This is a genomic window from Methylophilus sp. Leaf408 (assembly GCF_916856905.1).
GTDB lineage: Bacteria > Pseudomonadota > Gammaproteobacteria > Burkholderiales > Methylophilaceae > Methylophilus.
Genome location: NZ_CAKASK010000001.1, coordinates 305903 through 328194, shown reverse-complemented (window position 1 = coordinate 328194; position 22292 = coordinate 305903). Strand labels below are relative to the sequence as shown.

General features: G+C 50.9%; 15 protein-coding genes. 8 read left to right on the top strand and 7 right to left on the bottom strand.

The genetic code is table 11. The features are described 5' to 3' along the window. Positions 1 to 57: 57 nt before the first annotated feature. Genes LPA26_RS01380 through LPA26_RS01370 form a run of 3 tightly spaced genes read left to right on the top strand, consistent with a single transcriptional unit; the run spans position 58 to position 6869 of the window. Positions 58 to 2790, top strand: coding sequence for a PD-(D/E)XK nuclease family protein (locus tag LPA26_RS01380; RefSeq protein ID WP_229007049.1), 2733 nt, complete (start codon positions 58 to 60; stop codon positions 2788 to 2790). Beyond that, positions 2787 to 6185 carry an exodeoxyribonuclease V subunit beta gene (locus tag LPA26_RS01375; RefSeq protein WP_229007048.1) on the top strand — a complete coding sequence of 1133 codons (3399 nt, stop codon included), beginning with the start codon at positions 2787 to 2789 and terminating at the stop codon, positions 6183 to 6185. The genes LPA26_RS01380 and LPA26_RS01375 overlap by 4 nt, the downstream gene beginning before the upstream one ends. Positions 6186 to 6209: 24 nt before the next feature. Next, on the top strand, positions 6210 to 6869 hold the full coding sequence (locus LPA26_RS01370) for an NAD(P)H-dependent oxidoreductase (RefSeq protein WP_229007047.1): 660 nt from the start codon (positions 6210 to 6212) through the stop codon (positions 6867 to 6869). A gap of 42 nt (positions 6870 to 6911) precedes the next feature. On the opposite strand, the gene LPA26_RS01365 is transcribed toward LPA26_RS01370, so the two are convergent. Next, positions 6912 to 7535: a DedA family protein gene (locus tag LPA26_RS01365; RefSeq protein WP_229007046.1), complete on the bottom strand. Its 624-nt coding sequence runs from the start codon at positions 7533 to 7535 to the stop codon at positions 6912 to 6914. After that, positions 7535 to 10927 carry a transcription-repair coupling factor gene (gene mfd, locus LPA26_RS01360; RefSeq protein ID WP_229007045.1) on the bottom strand — a complete coding sequence of 1131 codons (3393 nt, stop codon included), beginning with the start codon at positions 10925 to 10927 and terminating at the stop codon, positions 7535 to 7537. The genes LPA26_RS01365 and mfd overlap by 1 nt, the downstream gene beginning before the upstream one ends. 172 nt (positions 10928 to 11099) lie before the next feature. Between mfd and rpiA the strand changes: the two genes are divergently transcribed. Next, positions 11100 to 11774 (top strand): ribose-5-phosphate isomerase RpiA, encoded by a 675-nt coding sequence (gene rpiA / locus LPA26_RS01355; RefSeq protein WP_229007044.1) that lies wholly within the window; start codon positions 11100 to 11102, stop codon positions 11772 to 11774. Positions 11775 to 11795: 21 nt separating this feature from the next. Then, the gene (gene mltF, locus LPA26_RS01350) at positions 11796 to 13265 is read left to right on the top strand and encodes a membrane-bound lytic murein transglycosylase MltF (RefSeq protein WP_229007043.1); all 1470 of its coding nucleotides are present in this window, start codon (positions 11796 to 11798) and stop codon (positions 13263 to 13265) included. 19 nt (positions 13266 to 13284) lie between these two features. On the opposite strand, the gene serS is transcribed toward mltF, so the two are convergent. The 4 genes from serS to LPA26_RS01330 form a co-directional block, all read right to left on the bottom strand. Further along, on the bottom strand, positions 13285 to 14640 hold the full coding sequence (gene serS / locus LPA26_RS01345) for a serine--tRNA ligase (protein WP_229007042.1): 1356 nt from the start codon (positions 14638 to 14640) through the stop codon (positions 13285 to 13287). Continuing rightward, a complete protein-coding gene (locus LPA26_RS01340) occupies positions 14641 to 15966 on the bottom strand; it encodes a replication-associated recombination protein A (RefSeq protein ID WP_055829485.1) in 1326 nt (441 codons plus the stop codon). Between the two features lie 23 nt (positions 15967 to 15989). Beyond that, complete coding sequence (lolA, locus tag LPA26_RS01335) at positions 15990 to 16571, bottom strand: outer membrane lipoprotein chaperone LolA (protein WP_055830003.1); 582 nt, start codon at positions 16569 to 16571, stop codon at positions 15990 to 15992. Between the two features lie 82 nt (positions 16572 to 16653). Continuing rightward, positions 16654 to 18969, bottom strand: a complete 2316-nt coding sequence (locus tag LPA26_RS01330; RefSeq protein ID WP_229007040.1) for a DNA translocase FtsK — start codon at positions 18967 to 18969, stop codon at positions 16654 to 16656. A gap of 109 nt (positions 18970 to 19078) precedes the next feature. Between LPA26_RS01330 and LPA26_RS01325 the strand changes: the two genes are divergently transcribed. From LPA26_RS01325 to LPA26_RS01315, 3 genes are all read left to right on the top strand, one after another. Continuing rightward, positions 19079 to 19543, top strand: coding sequence for a Dps family protein (locus tag LPA26_RS01325; RefSeq protein ID WP_055829491.1), 465 nt, complete (start codon positions 19079 to 19081; stop codon positions 19541 to 19543). 320 nt (positions 19544 to 19863) lie between these two features. After that, positions 19864 to 20814, top strand: coding sequence for a thioredoxin-disulfide reductase (gene trxB / locus LPA26_RS01320; RefSeq protein WP_229007039.1), 951 nt, complete (start codon positions 19864 to 19866; stop codon positions 20812 to 20814). 120 nt (positions 20815 to 20934) lie between these two features. Next, positions 20935 to 21483 carry a Smr/MutS family protein gene (locus tag LPA26_RS01315; protein ID WP_229007038.1) on the top strand — a complete coding sequence of 183 codons (549 nt, stop codon included), beginning with the start codon at positions 20935 to 20937 and terminating at the stop codon, positions 21481 to 21483. A gap of 89 nt (positions 21484 to 21572) precedes the next feature. On the opposite strand, the gene LPA26_RS01310 is transcribed toward LPA26_RS01315, so the two are convergent. Beyond that, the gene (locus tag LPA26_RS01310) at positions 21573 to 22199 is read right to left on the bottom strand and encodes a glycine zipper 2TM domain-containing protein (protein WP_229007037.1); all 627 of its coding nucleotides are present in this window, start codon (positions 22197 to 22199) and stop codon (positions 21573 to 21575) included. Between the last annotated feature and the right edge of the window lie 93 nt (positions 22200 to 22292).

Genomic DNA, 22292 nt, shown 5'->3' with positions numbered 1-22292 from the left:
TAATCCGCCTGTAACAATGCTCACCCACTCATTCTCATAAACTTACTTATCTACCGGATGCATTCCCAGCCCATTGAAAACAAGCGCATTATTCTATGTGCATCCGCGCGCCTGGCGCAGGGAATACGCCAAACCCTGCACGCACAATTACAGCAAAAAGCCTTGTCACAATGGCGAGCGCCCGAGGTTTTTCCATTACAGGACTGGCTTGACCAGCTCACCGAACACGCGATTTTAAGCGGGCAGATTAATGTGGCCGATGCACCACTCGGCATGCTATCCGCCACCCAGGAAGCCATGCTATGGGAGCAGGCGATCCAGCATAGCCTTAGCCGTCATGAAGCGGCTACGCTGTTTAATACCAGTGGCCTGGCCAGTGCTGCGATGGAGGCTAACCGCTACCTGATCGAATGGAGCATCAGCCTGGACATGTCGACGGCAACTGAGGAAACACGCCAGTTTATGCAATGGCGCCAGCAATTCCAGTTGTTGTGCAAACAAAGTGGTTACCTCGAAAGTGTACGTTACCAGGCATGGCAGCTGCGACAATTGCAGCAACACCCTTGTTCATTACCAGCCGAAATACAATTAGCCGGGTTTGACCGTATAAACCCGCATTTGCAGGCATTTATAAATGAACTCCAGAAACAAGGCGTCAGCGTAGCTACTTATGAAACGGGCATCACCGCTGATGTTGTCCAGCGAATGGCATTCGCGGAAGCGATGGACGAATGCCGGGCCGCGGTGCACTGGGCACAACAGCACTTAGCTGCCAACCCTCTGGCCAGGCTGGCGATAGTAGTGCCGGAACTCGACAACTTGCGTGACACACTGGCAAATTTGTTAGACGATGTATTTCACCCGGAGGCAATGCACCCTGCGCATGCTGAAACACCGCGTTGTTACGAGTTTTCGCTAGGATTGCCGCTAAGCCGCTGGCCACTTGTAGATACCGCACTCAGCTTGCTGAGACTAGCGTTTCAACAGTCACCTTTCACGCAAACCGAGCTTTCAGCCCTTCTTGGCAACGTCTACTGGTCACAAGCGCAACACGAAGCCGACCCACGCGCAGCGCTGGATGCCGAGATGCGCAGGCAATTGCCTTTGCAGGTAAAAGCTTCAACTTTTTTGCGGTTTGTTGAGCGTAAACAGCAAGATATACACCCAATTACTTGTCCGGCGCTGACAGCTGATCTGAGCGCACTGCTCACACTGGCAAAACAGACACCCCGCAAACAAGCACCTTCTGCCTGGGTCGCCAGTTTTAACCAGTTACTTGAAGCCACGCATTGGCCAGGCGAGCGCAGTTTATCCAGTCACGAATATCAATGCCAGCAATCGTTTCAGCGTGTACTCGGCCAGTTGGCAGCGCTGGATGCGTGGCTGGGCGCCATGGATCCCATGTCTGCCCTGCACCGTTTATCGCAATTATGCCAGGCGCAGATTTTCCAGCCGCAAACGATACGCTCTCCAAATATCACGCTGATGGGCATGCTGGAAGCCTCCGCACAACCCCTGGATGGCGTATGGGTGATGGGCATGAATGACCATGTGTGGCCCCCCTTGTCGCGCACCAACGCGCTGATTCCCGCAGAACTGCAACGCCAGGCAGCCACGCCCAACGCCAGCAGCGAAGTTCAAATTGACTTTGCCAACCAGATTCACCAACGTCTGTTGCGTTCAGCCAGGCAGGTAATTTTTTCTTATGCAAACAAAGAGGGGGATCGGCTATTACGCCTGAGTCCGCTGATTTACGCGATACCGGAGACGGCTGCTACGCCAGGCGCAGCCACCCTTGCCGAAACGCTGGCACACAATAATGCACAAGACTGGCAATGGCTGGAAGACCACCAGGCGCCACCGGTTGAAGACGGTGAGCATGTCAGTGGCGGTACTGGTTTACTGCGCGCACAAGCGCTTTGCCCGGCCTGGGCGTTTTATCAATACCGATTAAAAGCCCGCAAACTGGAAACTCCGCACAATGGCCTGGATGCCATGCAGCGCGGTGATCTAATCCACCGAGTCATGGCAGCATTCTGGTTACAACAACCGGCTCTGGACTGGCCTGCTGTTCAACCAGCCACACTAAAAAGTCAGCTGGACCAGGTATCAGCGCAAGTCATCAGCGAGTTTAACCAGGAATTCTCGCAACCTTTTTCCGAAGTGTTTTGCCAGCTGGAAACTGAACGCTTGAGCAAGCTGGCGTTGACCTGGTTATGGGAAGTCGAACGCGAACGCCCGCAAGCCTTCAGCGTCAGCATGGTAGAGAAAAAATTCAATCCCCTGATTGAAGGCATACAGGTCAAGCTGGTGATAGACCGTGTGGATACGTTGGCAGATGGCCGCCTGGTGGTGATTGACTACAAAACCGGCAGCGCGCCCGATTATAAAAACTGGGCCAGCGACAAAATCACCGAGCCGCAATTGCCGATTTATGCCGCCTTTATCTTGCAGGATGCAGACATTGCCGCAGTCTGTTTTGGCAAGTTGCGCCTGACCGATGGCGGGTTCACCGGCGTCGCCGCTGAAGATGACATCGTTTCGGGCATCAAGGCGTTCAACCACGAAAAAACCAAATTATTCGATCCGGAAGCATTTCCCGACTGGCCTTCGATATTGCAACACTGGCGCCGGCAGATTACCCATACCGCCCAGGCTTTAAAAGCAGGTGATGCCGCTGTGGTATTTGAATCCGAAAAGGATCTGGATTATTGCGATGTGTTGCCATTGTTACGGCTGCCTGAGCGGCAATTGCAGTTTGAGCACCGGCACCTGGGTGAGCAGTCATGACGATCTCTGAGTTCGACTTGCAACAAGCCCTGGCTAACGACACCGCTAACCGCCAGCGCGCACTGGATATAGAATCCTTTATTGTCGAAGCGCCGGCGGGTGCGGGAAAAACCGAACTGCTGACGCAACGTGTGCTCAAGTTACTCCAAACCGTGCAGGCCCCCGAAGAAATCATTGCGATTACTTTCACCAATAAAGCAGCATCCGAAATGCGTGCGCGCATTCTTGATAGCCTGCAACTGGCAGCGGCAGGTGTGACGCCGGAAGCGCCTCATAAACAGATCACCTTTGAACTAGGCCGGCAGGCCTTGCAGCGCTCAGCCGAGCTGAACTGGCATTTGCTGGAAACACCTGCAAGATTACGCATTTATACCATTGATTCACTGTGCGCCAACCTGGCAAGGCAAATGCCTTTGTTAAGCCGTTTTGGTACGCAACCGGCCGTGACTGAAGATGCCTGGGCATATTATCGTGAAGCGGCCGGTCAAGCGCTGCAAACCATGGATGACCCGCAACTGGGAGCGCCTGTGCGACTAGTGCTGCGCTATATGGATAACGACCAGGCGCGCCTTGAAGGCCTGTTGATGGCAATGCTCTCAAAACGTGAGCAATGGTTGCATTTAAGTCAAACAGGCGGCGATCCCAATCAGATAAATCAAAGCGAAGTTGCCCGGCTGGCATTGTTACATCTGATTGAAAGTGAGTTACAGCAGGCGGCACAGGCTTTACCCGCCCGCTTGCAATCTGCGCTAATGCCCATTGCGCGTTATGCTTCCAGCCAGCTTCCACCTGATCATGCAATATCTGGTTTACTCGATTGGCAAGCACCACTTTCATCCACTATTGAAGACTTACCCGGCTGGCGTGCACTGGCCGATTTGTTACTGACCGCCAGCGGTGGCCTGCGCAAACGGCTGGATAAAAACATGGGCTTGCCCGCCACCGATGAAGCAAAACCCTACAAAGAAGCATTAACAGACATACTGGATGGGCTGGCGCAACAGGGAGACAGCGAAGCCAGCATTGCCCGGATTCGCATGCTGCCTGACCCGGATAGTGAAGACGATGCGATTATCCGTGCGCTCAGCCAGCTGTTAAATATTGCTGCGGCACAATTATGGTTATGTTTCCAGGCGCAGAATGAAGTGGATTTTGTCGAGATAGCGCAGCGCGCATTGGCCGCACTGGTTGAAGGTGGCGTTTCTACAGAACTGGCGATGCGCCTGGATTACCGTATCCAGCATCTGTTAGTCGATGAGTTCCAGGATACCAGCCCGATGCAGATTGACCTGCTTCAAGCACTCACGCGTGGCTGGCTGCCAGGCGATGGCCGCACCCTGTTTGCGGTCGGCGACCCCATGCAGTCGATTTACCGCTTCCGCAAAGCCAATGTCGGTTTGTTCCTCAATGCCGCTGTGTATGGCATAGGAGACATCCAGCTGACACCGCTTAAACTCTGGCGTAACAACCGTTCCCGGCCGCCGGTGGTGGAATGGATCAACCAGACATTTAAAGGCATGCTGCCCGCGAGAGACGCGCCGCAACAAGGCGCTATTGCTTACCGGCCGTTTGTCGCTACCCGTGCTGATACAGAAGGTGCAGGGATATTTGTACATCCGCTATTAATCCCCGTGACTGAAGCGGATGAAGAACCTGCCGATATCCGCCATCTGGAAGCTGAACAGATCATCCGTATCATCCAGGATACGCGCGCAAACAAACCGGATGCCACCATCGCCGTGCTGGTGCGCGCACGCCGACATCTGCACGCCTTGGTCAGCGAAATGCGCCGTAACCAGAGTGAATTGAGTTTCCAGGCAGTTGAGATTGAAGAACTCGCCAACCGCCAGATTGTGCAGGATTTGCTGACATTGACCTATGCGCTGCATCAGCGCGCCGACCGTGTGCACTGGCTGGCTTTGCTGCGTGCGCCCTGGTGTGGCCTGACTCTGGCTGACCTGCATGCGCTGATCGGCCTGGACAGTCATCGCAGTGTGATGCATTTGCTTTCCGATGAGGCTGTGCTTGCCAGGCTAAGCGCAGATGGTCAACAGCGCGCACGCCATGTCTACCAAGTCATGCAATCTGCGCTGGACTTTCGTGGCCGCTCTAGCGTCAGCCGCTGGGTGCACAACACCTGGTTAAGGTTGGGCGGTGCGCAATGCCTGTGGAATGAAAATGATGTGCAGGACGTACAGGCATTTTTTGCGCGTATCGCAGCGCTGGAGCAGCACAACCAGTTCAGCCCGCAAGCACTGGCTGAAGATGTGAAAAAACTCTATGCCGCGCCCGATGCAAAAGCCGATGCCAGCCTGCAATTCATGACCATACATAAATCCAAAGGCCTGGAATTTGATACCGTGATTCTGCCAGGCCTGGATGGCGGCAACCCGCCAGATGATGCGAAGCTGGTGATATGGGAAGAAGTAACGCTGGCTGACGGCTCCACCGAACTTGTCGCTGCGCCATATGTGCCGGCGGCCCGCAAGCGCCAGCAGGCTAGTGCTTCTACAGTAACGGCTTATGATTATTTAAATGACCTGGACAAAACCCGCGCCGCTTATGAAGATGCGCGTGTGCTGTATGTAGCTGCCACGCGTGCTGAACGGCAATTACATTTATTAGGCGCTGCAAAACCGGATAAAAACGGTGACCTCCAACCGCGTAAAAACACCTTCCTGCATCTGTTATGGCCAGCTGTGAATGCGCAGTTTACCCCTGAAAATGACATTGTGGCGCGCGCGACAAATACGCAAACTGACGCCGATATTCAGCAATTCGTGCCTAAACTCATCCGCGTACAGCAAGCCTTGACACCGGCTGTATTGCAAGTTGCCGATACTCTGGCAACCCCAGCTTATAGACAAATTACTGAGGATGCGACAGTGGCGGCACTGGAAGCCGATACCGGCACCCTCGCCCACCTGTACCTGCAACTGATTGCCGAACAAGGCCTTGCCCGCTGGCACGATAGTGTAAATAACCAATTCCTGATGCACACTGCTGCCATGCAGCGCTGGTTTAAACAGCGCGGTTACACAGACAATGACGCCAAGACAGCCACAGCCAAAGCGGCCAGATTATTAACCACAACTTTGCAGTCTGACGACGGGCAATGGGTGCTGCAAGCACACACTCACGCCGCTTCCGAGCTGGCGATTGAACAACTGGCGGATGGTAAAAAGGTCATAGACCGTACCTTTGTCGCCGATGGTGTACGCTGGATCGTGGATTACAAATCCATGCCGGTCACTGAACAACAAGATTTGCACAGCCTGGCTGGGCTATTTACCGAGCAATTGTCGTCCTACGCACAGTTATTCCAGCAGGAAGGCTTGCCTGTCAAAACAGCCATTTTATTTTTAAGTCTCGGTAAACTAGTCGTCATCGAATAAGCGTTAAATAAACAAGGATTAAATATGATTGAACAACAAGCTATCCTGGATGCCTTCCAGTTTCGCCATGCCTGCAAAGAGTTTGATGCCAGCAAACAAATCCCCGCTGAAGAATTTGAGTTAATTCTTGAATCCGCCCGCCTTTCGCCCAGCTCGTTTGGCTTTGAGCCGTGGCACTTTATTGTGGTGCAAGACAAAGCTTTGCGTGAAAGCCTGAAACAGCATGCCTGGGGTGCACCGCTGAAACTGGATACTGCCAGCCACTTTGTATTGTGCCTGGCCATGAAGTCACCGTTTCTGGATCCTAAAGGTCCATACCTGCCCAAGTTCATGCGCGAAGTACAGCAGCATCCGCAAGAGGTAGCTGACATGCGGTTAGGCTTTTACAGCCAATTTAAGCAATCAGACTTTGACCTTACCGATGACCGCAAACTGTTCGACTGGGCCAGCAAGCAATGCTATATCCCGCTGGCCAACATGATGACAGTAGCCGCCATGCGTGGCATAGACTCGTGCCCGATTGAAGGTTTTAAACAGAAAGAAACCGATGCGCTGCTGGCCGAACAATTCGGCGTGAACCTGGACGAATATGGCCTGGCGTACATGGTCGCTTTTGGTTACCGTAAAGTGGATCCAAGGCCAAAAACGCGTCGCGATATTAACCAGGTAGTCACATGGAAATAGCCTGATGCCTGTAATAAAAAAGCTGCCGGTTGGCAGCTTTTTTTATGATACTTCGTGCTCGTTCTTAAAATGCCGGCGCACATACCAGACGACAAATATCACGCCCAGCGCAGCAATCACGTAATGGGATTCATGGAAATAGACTTTCAGGTCTTCCCAATGTTGGCCCGCCTTCATGCCGATATAACCCAGTACCCAGCACCAGATCAGTGAACCGACAAAGGTATAGGCAACAAAACGCGTCATGTTCATGCGCGCTACACCTGCGGGAAAAGCAATGAAGGTACGCACCGCTGGCAACAGGCGTGCAATAAAGATAATGATCTCGCCATGATTAGCAAACCAGCGGTCCGCCATATCCAGGTCCCGTTTGCTGATCAGCACATATTTACCGTACTTCTCTACCAGCGGACGGCCACCGTACATGCCAAGGTAATAGGCAGGAATCGACCCGAGCACACAGCCAATCGCACCCGCCAGCGCAATCCCCCACAAGGTCATTTCACCTTTGGAGACCAGGAACCCCGCAAACGGCATGATGATTTCTGAAGGTAACGGAATGCAGGCAGATTCAATCGCCATCAGCAATACAATACCGCCGTAACCCATGGTGGAAATCACACCCATGATCCAGGTGGCGACGGCGGCTAATAGTTTTTCTAACATTAACTGAATTCCTTCAAAAGCGTTTTTACCAATTCGACCCGGTGATTCAAATTTCCCAGCTGCACTGTAACACGTAATTTATCCGGCCCATTCATGCGGCAGCGTTTGTCACGTTGCAACAAGCTCACCAGTTTCATCGGATCAAGATCAGCCTTGATATTAAATTGTAACTGGATGGCGGCATCGGATGCATCAATCTTGATAATACCCAACGGTTTGGCCGCAATACGCAAGCGGTGGCAGGCAATCAGGGCTTCTCCCGGCTCCGGCAGTAACCCGAATCGATCTATCAGCTCTTCTTGCATCACATCCAAGGCTTCGTCGTCTTCACAATTGGCGAGGCGTTTGTACAGCACCAGGCGCTCATGTACATCCGGGCAATAGTTGCTGGGTAACAAGGCTGGCGTATGCAGGTTGATTTCTGTCGTCACGCCCAGTGGCGCATCAAGATCAGGTTCCTTGCCGGCTTTCAACTGTTTCACTGCATGATTCAGCATATCGGAATACAGGGTAAAACCGATTTCCTGCATCTCGCCACTTTGGCTGTCACCTAGCAACTCGCCTGCGCCACGGATTTCGAGGTCATGCATGGCGAGGTGGAAACCAGCCCCTAAATCTTCCAGCAACTGGATCGCATCCAGACGCTTTTGTGCTTGGGGAGTGATTGTACGGTGCGGATCAGTCAGCAAATAGGCATAGGCCTGGTGATGGCTACGGCCAACGCGGCCACGTAGCTGGTGTAATTGCGCCAGGCCGAACATATCCGCGCGGTTGATAATCATGGTGTTGGCGGTTGGTACGTCGATACCGGTTTCAACAATCGTGGTACACAGCAATAAATTGGTGCGTTGCTGGTAGAAGTCACGCATCACGTGTTCCAGTTCGCGTTCACGCAATTGACCATGACCAATCGCAATCCGCGCTTCAGGTAAAAACTTCTCCAGTTTTTCCTTCATCACATAGATGGTATCCACTTCGTTATGCAGGAAATACACCTGGCCGCCGCGCTTGAATTCGCGCATCACCGCTTCGCGGATAATGCCTTCGGAATATTCGGTATGGAAGGTTTTAATCGCCAGCCGTTTTTGCGGCGGCGTGGAAATCACCGAGAATTCTCGCAAGCCTTCCATTGCCATACTTAAAGTACGCGGAATCGGCGTTGCGGTCAGGGTGAGCACATCCACTTCTGCGCGCAACGCTTTCATCTGTTCTTTCTGGCGCACGCCGAAACGGTGCTCTTCATCCAGAATCGCCAGGCCCAGGTTCTTAAATTTCACGTCTTTCTGGATCAGTCTGTGGGTACCGATGATGATGTCTATGCTGCCATTCTCCAGGCCTTTCAACGCTTCAGCCTGCTCTTTGGCGCTGCGGAAACGGGAAATCTCGGCAATCTTGATCGGCCATTCGGCAAAGCGATCAACAAAGTTCTGGTAATGCTGTTCGGCCAATAACGTGGTTGGCACCAATACTGACACCTGGCGGCCACCCATCACCGCGACAAAGGCAGCACGCAGCGCAACCTCGGTTTTACCAAAGCCAACGTCGCCACATACCAGCCTGTCCATCGGGCGACCGGATTGCATGTCTTTAATGACGTTCTCAATCGCTTCTAGCTGATCCGGCGTTTCTTCAAACGGGAAGCCTTCGCAGAAAGCTTCGTAATCTTGCAGGCTCAGGGTAAAGGCGTGTCCACGGCGCGCGGCACGTTGCGCATACAAATTCAGCAATTCGGCCGCAGTATCACGGATCTGCTTGAGTGCTTTTTTCTTGGCTTTTTCCCACTGGCCACTACCTAGACGATGGAGCGGTGCGCTTTCAGGCGGGCCGCCGGAATAGCGTGAAATCAGGAACAGTTGCGATACCGGCACATATAATTTGTCTTCACCGAAATACTCAATCAGCAACAGCTCGGTTTCGCCTTCGCCAAAATCGATATTGACCAGGCCTTTATAACGCCCTACCCCGTGCTGTTCGTGCACAACCGGGTCATCCAGCCGCAGCTCGGAGAGGTCTTTGAGCATACCCTCGGTATTGCGGGCTTTTTCCTGGTTACGGCGTCGTTGCTGGCGCACAGTGCTGGCATAAAGCTCGGCTTCGGTAACGACGGCTAATTCGCCATCAATAAAGCCCTGGTGTAAAGGCGATACGCCCAGCATGACCGGAAACTGGCTTTTCTCAAACCCGGCCCAGTCCTCAGCCAGTGAAAAAGTGACGCCGTGTTCGCTGAACAGCTGTGCAATGGTTTCGCGGCGACCCAGGCTTTCAGCCGCGATTAACACGCGGCCATCAAACTGGCTGATAAATCCCTGTAGCTTATGCAATGGCTGTTCAGCACGACGGTCCACTTCTACCGGCGATAGTGTCGTCACGTTTTGTATCTGCTGATGCACCAGCGCAAATGCATGCGTCTTTTTGAAAAACTCATCGGTTTTTTGCAGCAGGGTTTCGGGCCGCAAAATCGGTTTTTCGGCATCGTAAGCCATCAGCCGATAACGGCTGTTAGCATCGGCCCAGAAGGTTTGTGCGGCTTTATCCAGGTCACCATGCAGGCATAATACGGTTTGCCTGGGCAGGTAATCAAACAGGCTGGCGGTTTGCTCAAAAAACAGTGGCAGATACCACTCAACACCCCCACTGGCCGTGCCTTTACTCACATCTTTGTAAATTTTTGCACGTTGCGGATCGCCCTCAAAATATTCCCGGAACTGACTGCGGAACAATGTAATGCCCGCATCATCCATAGGGAACTCACGGGCCGGCAGCATACGGATTTCGGTGACGGGATATACACTACGCTGCGTATCTATATCAAACGTGCGTATGGTTTCGATCTCGTCATCGAACAAATCAATACGGTAAGGCAGTGTACTGCCCATGGGATATAAATCCACCAGGCCGCCACGCACACTGAATTCACCCGGGCTCATGACCTGGCTGACATGATGGTAACCGGCCTGCGCACATTGATTGCGCAGAGCGTCTACATCAAGCCTTTGGCCTTTTTTCAGCATAAAGGTATGTGCCGCCAGATAAGCCACCGGTGGCAGGCGTAATAAAGCCGTTGCAAGTGGCACAATCACCACATCACTCTGGTTTTGGCTTAACTGGTATAGCGTAGACAAACGCTCTGAGATCAAATCAGGGTGCGGCGAGAACACATCATAAGGCAGTGTCTCCCAATCCGGCAGCAAATGGGCTTCGATGCCTTTAGCAAAATAGGGAATCTCATCCATCAAGCGCTGCGCTTCAAACGCATTGGCAGTTAAAATCACCAGTGGCGATTGTGTTGCTTTTAAACCACAGGCCAATTCGGCCAATGCTTTACTATCTAATCCCTGACTATGGAAAGAAAAACGCTGGGGATGTCCGACGACGGGAAGTGAAACTGCCATAAAAGAATAAAATCTTATTGCTCAGGTTAGGTGAGTAGTTCTTGGCGAATCTGCCGAGTTTGCTATTATAACTGCAAGCGTCCGCTGGCTGTACCGGCATTATAATGAGGCGCTCGAGCGATAACGCTGCCTAGACTATAATCTAGGCACATTTCCGGCACGGAGAAACCATATGAACGATAAACAGGCCGTCGCGCTGGAAGCAGCCAGCTACGTCAAGAACGATATGATTGTTGGGTTGGGCACAGGTTCCACCGCCAATTACTTTATTGAGGCACTGGCTGCCCGCCAGCAAGAGGAAAACCTGCGAATCACCACAGTTGCCAGCTCCAATATCAGCATGATCAAGGCACAATCGGTTGGATTAACGGTGTTGAGTTTGGCGCAGTTAAGCCAGATTGACTTGTATGTCGATGGTGCCGACGAAATCACCTCCGATAATAGCCTGCTTAAAGGCCGTGGTTATGACCTGGTCATGGAAAAACTGCTGGCAAAGGCAGCAAAAGAATTTATTGTCGTGGCCGACAAAAGCAAACTGGTCAGCCGTATCGGCGAAAACTTCCCTATCCCGATTGAAGTAATCCCGTTTGCCTGGCAAGCAGCCAAACGCAGTATTGAGGCGATTGGCGGCACTGGCGATTTACGCGCTAACGCGGCCAAAGATGGCCTCTGTATCACCAGTCATGGCAGCCTGGTGCTGGATATGCGCTTTGATGCCAATATCGATAGCCATCAGTTGAATGCTTTGCTCAACAATATCCCCGGTGTAGTTGAGCACGGTATTTTCGCCAAGCTGGCAAGCAAAATACTGATTGCCGACCAGGGCAAGGTCGAAACGCGGTCTTAATCGCTTTTTTCGCGCTATCGCATGCGTTCTCTACCCTGTATTCCCGCACGTCACGCATGGCAATGGGCTTTTATTGCCTGTTTATGCGGGGTGCTATTCGGCTGCAACGACGCCAACTCGCCCAAGCAACGTACGTTAGAAAAACCCAAGCCAGACCCCTACACCATCCGCTTCGTCACCATCAACAGCCCTGATACCTATTTCATTGATAGCCAGAATAATTATGCAGGGCTGGAATATGACCTAGCCAAACGTTTTGTTGACTTCCTCGGATCGCCTTACAAGCTTGAATTTATTGTCGTGGAGAGCTTTGATAAGGTTTTCCCTGCCCTGATGCGCGGCGAGGCAGATATTGCTGCGGCAGATATCAGCATTACCGCTTCGCGCAAACGCCAGTTCCTGTTTGGGCCTGCCTTTAACCAGGTGCAGTCTATGGTGGTTTACAACCGTGACCACAACAGTGAACCAGTCAAGCCAGATGCGCTATTCAATAAAAGAATTGTATTGCCGAAAAGTACCAGCTTTGTCGAACGCATGCGCGAACTACAGTCTCAGCATCCGCAACTGACCTGGCGCGAAACTGAAAAGCTCAGTTCAGAACAATTGATAGAAGCCGTGGCTCGCAATGAAATTGATTTCACGGTAGCCGACAATCATCTTCTCGCCATCATGCAATATCTTTATCCGCAACTGGATGCCGGGCTGATGCTGGGTCCGGTGGATAAAATTGCCTGGGCGCTGAATAAATTTTCCGGTGAAGAAAAACTGAAGCAGGTACAGGCTTTTTTCAAGAAGATAGAGAAAGACGGCACCTTGCGTAACCTGCTTGATCGTTATTATGGCCACACCAAACGTCTGAAACAGGTAGATGTAGCGACTTTTTTAAGTAAATCCAATACTTTGCTACCCAGATATGTGCGACTGTTTAAAAGCGCTCAGGAAATCACCGACATAGACTGGCGATTGCTGGCAGCACTGAGTTACCAGGAGTCACACTGGGACAATTACAGCACATCACCGACCAATGTGCGCGGGTTGATGATGCTGACCGAGCAAACCTCTAACATGATGAATGTGACTAACCGGCTGGACCCCCAGCAAAGCATTATGGCAGGAGCTAAATTTATGCTATGGCTGAAAGACAGGCTGCCATCGCGCATTCCCGAACCCGACCGCACCTTTATGACACTGGCAGCTTATAACAATGGCGTCGGCCATCTCGAAGATGCGCGCATTATTGCGCAACGGCTGGGGTTGAATCCAGACAGTTGGGCGGATGTCAAACGCGGCTATCAACTCCTGAATGACCCTGCGCATTACGTGAATGCCAAACATGGCTACTGCAGCTGTGGCGCGCCGGTGATTTACACTGAACTGGTGCGCAGCTATTACCAGATTATGCAGAAATACTATCCTGTCTATGAACCTAACCTGGATCCGTACCGGATTGCCGATACAAAAATGCCCTGGCTGATAGCCAAGGCAGATTAGTTTAAAAGCTGTAAGTTAACTAAACTGTAATAGCCGTTTTGCCACCCATATAAGGCTGCAATACTTTCGGAATCGTCACACTACCGTCAGCATTCTGGTTATTCTCCAGCACCGCCACCAGCGTACGCCCTACCGCCAAACCGGACCCGTTCAAGGTATGCAATAACTCAGGCTTGCCATTGGCATTCCTGAATCGTGCCTGCAAACGACGCGCCTGAAAAGCTTCACAGTTAGACACAGAAGAAATCTCACGGTAAGTGTTTTGCGCAGGCAACCACACTTCCAGGTCATACGTCTTTGCAGCGCCAAAGCCCATATCGCCAGTACATAATGACACAACGCGATAAGGCAATTCTAACGCCTGCAATACGTTTTCGGCATGGGCAACCATTTCTTCCAGTGCCTGGTAACTGTTTTCAGGGTGCACGATCTGCACCATTTCCACTTTATCAAACTGGTGCTGACGGATCATGCCTTTGGTATCACGGCCATAAGAACCAGCTTCAGAGCGGAAACATGGCGTATGTGCAGTGAGTTTTATCGGCAGTGATTCCAGCGCGACGATCTCGTTGCGGACAGTATTAGTTAATGTTACTTCTGAGGTCGGTATCAAGTACCAATTTCGCTTGGTTTCCAAAATACGTGATTCAGAACCATCTTGATTAATCTGATCAAGATTCAATTCCTCCGTATGCTTGGAATTCGTGCCGCCAAAGCTTACCTGAAACAAATCTTGCTCAAATTTAGGTAGTTGGCCAGTTCCTCTTAAAGTATCTTCATTTACTATATATGGTGTATAGCATTCAGTATAGCCATGCTTTTCAGTCTGCATATCTAACATAAACTGTGAAAGGGCACGGTGCAATTTAGCTATCTGTCCTTTCATAAGAGTAAAGCGCGCAGCTGCCAATTTTGTCCCAGTATCAAAATCTAGGCCTAATGGTGCACCCACATCGGCATGGTCTTTGATTTCAAAGTCAAAACTACGTGGCGTACCCCAGCGACGGGCTTCTACATTTTGCGTTTCATCATTACCCACCGGCACGCTTTCATGCGGCAAGTTAGGCACATTCAGCATCAAGGCTTGCAAATTGGCCTGAATTTCATTCAATTGCGCTTCAGCCGCTTTTAACTCATCACCTAGTCCAGCAACTTCTGCCAGAATTGCGCTGGCATCTTCGCCTTTGGATTTTGCAATGCCAATCTGCTTGGAAGCAGCGTTACGCTTGGCCTGCAGGTTTTCGGTATTGGTCTGAATAGTTTTACGCTCGGCTTCCATGGCTTTAAAAGCATCAGCTGGAAAATCAAACTTGCGCGCTTTCAGGCGCGCAGTCACATTGTCCAAGTCGTTTCTAAGTTGTTGAATATCTAACATTTATTTTTTCGCTTTGCTGTTCAAGTATTGCTGGTCAAGTTCTTGTAAGTGGTTGAGCTTTTCGCTTATTTTACCTTCCAATCCACGTGGTGTGGGTTCGTAAAATGTCTGCGCTGGCAAATCGTCGGGAAAGTATTGCTCGCCAGCGGCATAGGCATTCGGTTCATTGTGCGCATAGCGATATTCTTTGCCGTAATCCAGCGATTTCATCAGTTTGGTGGGTGCGTTACGCAAATGTAATGGCACGGCCCGCGACTTATCTTGCGAGACAAACGCTTTGGCCTGGTTATACGCCATATAGGCAGCATTACTTTTCGCTGCCACAGCAAGGTAAATCACTGCATTGCTGAGTGCTAACTCGCCTTCTGGCGAACCAAGGCGCTCATAAATCTGGATGGCTTCCAGCGCCATCGTTTGTGCTTTAGGATCAGCCAGGCCGATATCCTCCACCGCCATGCGAACGATACGTCGTGCGAGGTATAAAGGGTCTGCGCCACCATCGAGCATGCGTACAAACCAGTACAGTGCTGCATCAGGGTTGGAACCGCGTACTGATTTATGCAAAGCGGAAATCTGGTCGTAAAACGCTTCGCCGCCTTTGTCAAACCGGCGCAATTTGCTGGCCATACTGGACTGCAAAAATGCCTCGTCAATGGTATCTATATTGGCAGTGAGGGCGCCGTTGAACAGCCCTTCAGAAAAGTTAAGCAAGCGCCTGGCGTCGCCATCGGCGTAATCTAATACCTGTTCTTTGACCTTATTATTAAGGGTAACCTTTGGCGCCATTTTGAGGCGTGCACGTTCAAGTAATTCAGCCAGCTCATCTTCAGTCAACGCGGACAGCACAAACACCTGTGAACGGCTTAGCAACGCGCTATTTACTTCAAATGAAGGGTTTTCGGTTGTTGCGCCGATAAAAGTGATGAGTCCGCTTTCAACAAATGGCAGAAACGCATCCTGCTGGCCTTTGTTAAAGCGGTGCACCTCATCCACAAACAGAATGGTATTGCGGCCGCTTTGCTGCAATGTCAGCTCGGCACGCTCTACCGCTTCACGTATATCCTTGATACCGGACAATACCGCAGATAAAGGTACGAATTCCGCATCGGCAGTCTGTGCAATCAAACGCGCCAGGGTAGTTTTGCCGACGCCCGGCGGCCCCCACAAAATCATGGAGGGCAATTTGCCGGATTCAAACGCGCGACGCAGCGGTTTACCTTCACCCAGCAAATGCGTTTGCCCGACCACTTCGTTCAGTGTTTTGGGGCGCAGTTGCTCGGCTAGCGGTACTGAAGAAGGCGTTGCGGGCTCAAACAGGGAAGACATATTACGTATGCGGTGGTGAAGATTTACTCACCCACCACATCCACCCCTTTTGGCACGGTAAACAGGAACTGTGAAGTGTTTAATGACGGATTGACTTCAACATTTGAAAACACAATATGCGTACTCTGGCTAAAGGCATCCACCAGCCGCATTTCTGCGAGCTTGCCATGGTCAAACGAGATAATCACCACCTGGAAACCACTGTCTTTTTGTTTTGGCTTGGCTTGCACGCGTTGCAAGCCTTCATAATCCACTAGCCGCGTCAGACGGAAACTTTCCTCCACATTTGGTCCACCGGCCAATAAGGCAGCCGGGCTGGTGCCTAACACTTTATCCAGGGTACGAACGCTGACCTGCTGCAAATCGACATCAAATAAAAATACCTGGTGGCCGTCGCTGATGATTTGCTGCTCAAAAGGCTTTTGATAATCCCAGCGGAATTTGTTAGGCCGTTGCAGCAGCATATTACCGTTCACTTCCTGCAGCTTGCGACCCTTCTGGTCAAATACAGTTTGTGTGAATTTGGCACGCATCGATTGCGTAGATTGGTAAAACTGCTTTAAATCATCTACGCCATCGGCGTACGCTGTCAATGGCGGAATCATACCTATCACTAATAGAGCAGCGCCGAATTGCGCACGTATCCGTGAAAAAACTGCACCGCCTGGCTTTTGGTTATTAAAAAGATTACTCATGGTCACCTCCAGCTTTTACCAATACTTCACGGTTACCATTACTTTGCATCGCGGATACCAAACCTGCACGCTCCATATCTTCAATTAATCTTGCCGCCCTGTTATAGCCTATGCGCAACTGGCGTTGCACAGAGGAAATAGACGCGCGGCGGGTTTTCAGCACAATCGCAACCGCTTCATCATACAGTGGATCTTTTTCGCCACCGGCATCCTCGCCACCACCCAGCACGCCATCGATGTCGCCACCTTCGGTCTCATTGGTCAGAATGCCTTCAATGTAATTAGGTTCACCCTGCGCCTTGAGGAAGTTAACCACATTATGCACTTCTCCATCGCTAACGAAGGCTCCATGGATACGCTGCGGATAACCGCTACCTGGTGGCAGGTAGAGCATATCGCCTTGACCCAAAAGCGTTTCAGCGCCCATCTGGTCAAGAATCGTGCGTGAGTCAATTTTGCTCGAAACCTGGAAAGCCACCCGGGTCGGCACGTTGGCTTTGATCAAACCGGTAATCACATCTACTGAAGGGCGTTGTGTTGCCAATACAAGATGGATACCGGATGCACGCGCTTTTTGTGCCAGGCGGGCAATCAGCTCTTCTACTTTCTTGCCGACGACCATCATCAGGTCGGCCAACTCATCGATCACGACAACAATCAATGGCATTTCGTCCAACGGCTCCGGCTCATCCGGTGTCAGGCTGAACGGGTGCGGAATCGAAGCGCCTTGCTTTTTGGCTTCCTGGATTTTCTGGTTATAACCGGCCAGATTACGTACGCCTAAAGTAGACATCAGTTTGTAACGGCGTTCCATCTCGGCCACGCACCAGTTCAATGCATTAGCGGCCTGGCGCATATCCGTCACTACTGGCGCCAGCAAATGCGGAATGCCCTCATACACGGACAACTCCAGCATTTTCGGGTCAATCAGGATCATTCGCACACGATTGGACTCTGACTTGTAGAGCAGGCTCAGGATCAGCGCATTAATAGCAACCGATTTACCGGAACCGGTCGTACCCGCGACCAGCACATGCGGCATTTTTGCTAGGTCGGCCACAATCGGCTTACCGGCAATATCTTTACCCATGGCAATCGCGATAGGTGAATTCATATCGGCATACGCCTGGCTGCCCATGATTTCAGACAGGGAAACAATCTGGCGTTTGGGGTTAGGAATTTCCAGACCCATATAACTTTTGCCGGGAATGGTTTCGACAACACGCACGCTGATCACTGACAATGCCCGCGCCAGGTCTTTGGACAAATTGGTAATCTGGCTACCTTTTACGCCAGGTGCAGGGTCCAGCTCATAGCGCGTAATCACGGGGCCAGGCTGGGCGAGCACGACTTTGACTTCGATACCGAAATCCATCAGCTTGCGTTCAATCAGGCGTGAGGTGAAATCCAGGGTTTCTGCCGATTGTAATTCCACAGATTGATTAGGGGCATCCAGCAAATGCAGTGCTGGCAAGCCTTCCTGCTCAATGGCTTCAAACAAAACGGTTTGTTTTTCTTTAATCACACGTTCACTGGGCACTACCAGTACTTCAGGCACGGCAATTTCTACAGGTTTGCGGTCTTCAACGCGTTTACGTTCAGACTCGACAAACTCTTCACGCGCCTGCAAAGCCTGGCGCCCGACTTTGCGGTCTTGCCAATCCTGAAACTTCAGTGTGCTCCATTGGTGAAATTGAATCACCCATTCACCCAGACGCTCGCTCATTGTGATCAGCGACCAGCCTGTGAACAGGCTGAAAGCCGTTGCAAACAGTACCAGCAGTAGCATGGTAGAACCGGCAAATCCAAACATATTGCGCAACAGGTGATCTATGCCGCTGCCAATGACGCCGCCCTGTTTTAAAGGGAAGTCAGCAGGAAAGCTGACCAGGTGGCCGGATTCAAGCGCGGCAGAAGCCAATATCAGCAACGCAAAACCGACGCCATTTAACCACCAGTCCTGTCTTTCAATGGCATCCAGATGCAGTCGCTCATACATCAACCACACCACATAAAAGGCCAGCACCACAAACCACCATGAAGAAAAACCAAATAAAGAGAGCAGCACATCGGCAATCCAGGCGCCGACTGTGCCACCGGCATTATGAATAATGTCATTCTCGCCGATCGCATGAGTCCACCCTGGGTCTTCATGCGAGTATGATGCAAGGATCACTGCCAGAAATACACCAAGCGCAGCCAATGCAATCCAGCTGACTTCGCGCAGCAATTTGGCGTCGCGCAGCTGTTTTTCTGTCGACACTTTTTCCAAACGTGCATTGGATACATTTTTTTTATTAAAAAACAATGCGTTATCTCTTTCTTTACGCAAGTGAACTTAAATGATTATAACAAAATCAAATTGCACACAGGCACTCTAGCTTTTAAAATACATTCAACGACAACAAGGAGACATCATGGATATTGGTATTAATAATAAAGACCGCCACGAAATTGCAGAGGGCGTATCAAAACTGTTGGCAGATACATACACTTTGTACCTGAAAACCCACTACTTCCATTGGAATGTCACCGGGCCAATGTTCAATACATTGCACCTGATGTTTGAAACACAATATACAGAACTGGCACTGGCGGTTGATGCAATTGCCGAGCGTATTCGTTCACTGGGTGTACATGCGCCAGGTACTTACGCACAGTTCTCCAAATTGACCTCTATCGAGGAAACTGTGGATGTGCCAAAAGCACAGGACATGATCAGCGAACTGGTCGCCGGTCACGAAGCTGTCTGTCGTACTGCACGTAGTGTATTCCCAGCCGCAGAAAAAGCCGCTGATGAAGCGACTGCTGATTTGCTGACACAGCGTTTACAAGTGCATGAAAAAACCGCATGGATGTTACGTAGCTTGTTAGAGAAATAAGCTACGTATGCGGTTTTTCGGCGAAGGCTAACTCGGCGAAGCCGATGTTAAGTAAACGGCCGTAGCCAAAAGACTGCTTGGATGCTCAGAAGCTTGCTTGAAAAGTAACTCCAAGCAGTCTTTCAGTGTAGGCTAACCTTCAGGTTACGCCAAAACTAAAAAACTGCGTGGATGTTACGTAGCTTATTAGAGAAATAACCTCTTTTGCATTGCAAAGGCGGTGCAATTTAATTAGCTATTAAATCTGGGGATGAAACCTTGTAACAAGTGATTTCATCCCCATTTTATTGAACAGATTAAACCAAAAAAGAAAGAAAAGTATGGCTACCAAGCATGCGCGTTTATTGATTCTAGGCTCCGGTCCTGCCGGTTACAGTGCAGCCGTCTATGCGGCCCGCGCCAACTTAAATCCGGTCCTTATCACTGGCCTGGCGCAAGGCGGTCAATTAATGACGACGACTGAAGTGGATAACTGGCCTGCGGATGCTGACGGCGTGATGGGGCCGGAATTGATGGAGCGTTTTCAGAAACACGCTGAGCGTTTTAATACCGAAATGATTTTTGACCATATCCACACCACGCACCTGAAAGAAAAGCCTATCCGCCTAGTGGGTGATAATGGTGAATATACTTGTGATGCGCTGATTATTGCGACCGGCGCCTCAGCCAAATACCTAGGCCTGCCAAGTGAAGAAGCGTTTGCAGGTAAGGGCGTTTCTGCCTGTGCTACTTGTGATGGCTTTTTCTACCGTAACCAGGAAGTGGCTGTCATTGGTGGCGGTAACACTGCTGTCGAAGAGACCCTGTATCTGTCCAACATCGCCAGCAAAGTGACTTTGGTGCACAGGCGCGACAAATTCAAAGCTGAAGCGATCCTGGTTGATAAATTAATGGAACGCGTCAAAGAAGGCAAAGTAGTGCTGGAAACATTTCATACCCTGGACGAAGTCTTGGGCGACAACACCGGTGTGACCGGCATGCGCCTGAAGGATGTGAATTCCAGCACGACAAAGGATGTGCCGCTTAAAGGCGTATTTATTGCCATTGGTCACCAGCCGAATACCCAGATATTTGAAGGACAGCTGGATATGGAAGGTGGCTACATCGTTACCCAGGCTGGACGCCAGGGTAACTTTACTGCGACCAGCGTGCCAGGTGTATTTGCGGCAGGCGATGTGCAGGACCATATCTACCGTCAAGCCGTGACCAGCGCAGGTACCGGTTGTATGGCCGCACTGGATGCTGAGCGCTATCTGACAAACCTGGAATAAGTTCGGCCCGGATATTTAGTCACAAATACGCAGCCAATAAAAAGCGCACCCTAAGCTAATATAACTAGGGTGCGCTTTTTTCTTTTAGAATGCAGTCTTGAGCTAGTAAAATATATCGCCATGACCAGTGACCTGCCAAACACAGAGGATGACGACGACATTCACCTGTTCCTTGAAGCAGTCAGAGGCGCACGCCCGGTAGAGCCCAAGCGTATCCTGCATGCACCAAAAAAACCAAAACCTATTCCCCGGCAATTGATTCGTGATGAGCAACAGGCGCTAAGGGATTCATTAAGTGATCACTATATTCCTGCGCATGAACTGGAGAGTGGCGAAGAATTACTTTATTTGCGTGATGGGCAATCGCCTGTCATCTTAAGCAAACTTCGGCGTGGTCACTGGGTAGTGCAGGCACATATCGACTTGCACGGATTAATCAGTGATGAAGCAAGACTTTATGTATCTGAATTTATCGCTGACTGTAAAAAGCGTGGTTTGCGTTGCGTACGCATCGTACACGGCAAAGGATTAGGCTCTAGAAATAAAGAGCCGGTGCTTAAACACAAGTTGAGAAACTGGCTGATGCAAAAAGACGAAGTGATTGCTTATGCGCAGGCCAGGCAGACAGATGGTGGCAGTGGCGCGGTAATTGTGTTGCTTAAAGCTTAAAACGCGATCCCGTTATCCGGGACGCGTTTTTCATTTCAGAGCGTTATCCATTCAGGGTAAAACTTTCGCTCACATCCCGAATTACCGCTTTACTCCCAATAACGACGTGGCTTATGTGCTCCATGCCCTTTGCCAGGTCTTGGATGAAAATCCGAAGCACCGTAGGCCACAGGACGATAAATCACCGGTACAGGTTGAATCTGGGTGTAATGCGGCCTCATCCTAACAGTCACATCCATCACCGGACCAGGGTCCCTATCCATTAAAGTGCTGTATTGACGGCCCTGATACTCATAATTGACCATATAGCCAGTCGTCACCATTTGCCATTGGTCAACCACTACACACTGTTCAACCGGGCGTGTCACTACACGCTCCTGGCTATATACATTCTGGTTACCGACCCGATCACCCACAATCGCGCCAACACCTGCACCGACTGCAGCCGCAGCGACGCGCCCACCGCCTTTACCAATCGTACTGCCCAATAAACCACCGGCCACCCCTCCGATAATGGCACCAGTGTTAGAACGCTGAGGTTGCGCATACACACTTTCGCGCACATAGGCAGTTTGACATTCCTGGCGGGGCTGGTTGACACGCTGCACTTGCGGACTGACCGACAGCACGCGCGCCCTGTCAATAAACGTTTGATCAGCAAACGCCATCTGGCTGGTTGCCATTAATACAACACTTACTGATATGAGTTTTCGCATTCACTTTTTCCTCTCAACAAAACCTGCTTGATGCAGTTATTTGCATAACGTGCATTCAATCATGAGAGACGACTGCTAGATGTATCGGTCTGT

Coding starts and splice junctions, on each gene's coding strand:
- LPA26_RS01315 (WP_229007038.1), top strand. CDS start 20,935: ATGACCAGTGACCTGCCAAACACAGAGGATGACGACGACATTCACCTG.
- trxB (WP_229007039.1), top strand. CDS start 19,864: ATGGCTACCAAGCATGCGCGTTTATTGATTCTAGGCTCCGGTCCTGCC.
- LPA26_RS01370 (WP_229007047.1), top strand. CDS start 6,210: ATGATTGAACAACAAGCTATCCTGGATGCCTTCCAGTTTCGCCATGCC.
- LPA26_RS01325 (WP_055829491.1), top strand. CDS start 19,079: ATGGATATTGGTATTAATAATAAAGACCGCCACGAAATTGCAGAGGGC.
- LPA26_RS01310 (WP_229007037.1), bottom strand. CDS start 22,199: ATGCGAAAACTCATATCAGTAAGTGTTGTATTAATGGCAACCAGCCAG.
- serS (WP_229007042.1), bottom strand. CDS start 14,640: ATGTTAGATATTCAACAACTTAGAAACGACTTGGACAATGTGACTGCG.
- mfd (WP_229007045.1), bottom strand. CDS start 10,927: ATGGCAGTTTCACTTCCCGTCGTCGGACATCCCCAGCGTTTTTCTTTC.
- LPA26_RS01340 (WP_055829485.1), bottom strand. CDS start 15,966: ATGTCTTCCCTGTTTGAGCCCGCAACGCCTTCTTCAGTACCGCTAGCC.
- LPA26_RS01365 (WP_229007046.1), bottom strand. CDS start 7,535: ATGTTAGAAAAACTATTAGCCGCCGTCGCCACCTGGATCATGGGTGTG.
- LPA26_RS01380 (WP_229007049.1), top strand. CDS start 58: ATGCATTCCCAGCCCATTGAAAACAAGCGCATTATTCTATGTGCATCC.
- lolA (WP_055830003.1), bottom strand. CDS start 16,571: ATGATTCCGCCATTGACAGCGTACGCCGATGGCGTAGATGATTTAAAG.
- mltF (WP_229007043.1), top strand. CDS start 11,796: ATGCGTTCTCTACCCTGTATTCCCGCACGTCACGCATGGCAATGGGCT.
- rpiA (WP_229007044.1), top strand. CDS start 11,100: ATGAACGATAAACAGGCCGTCGCGCTGGAAGCAGCCAGCTACGTCAAG.
- LPA26_RS01375 (WP_229007048.1), top strand. CDS start 2,787: ATGACGATCTCTGAGTTCGACTTGCAACAAGCCCTGGCTAACGACACC.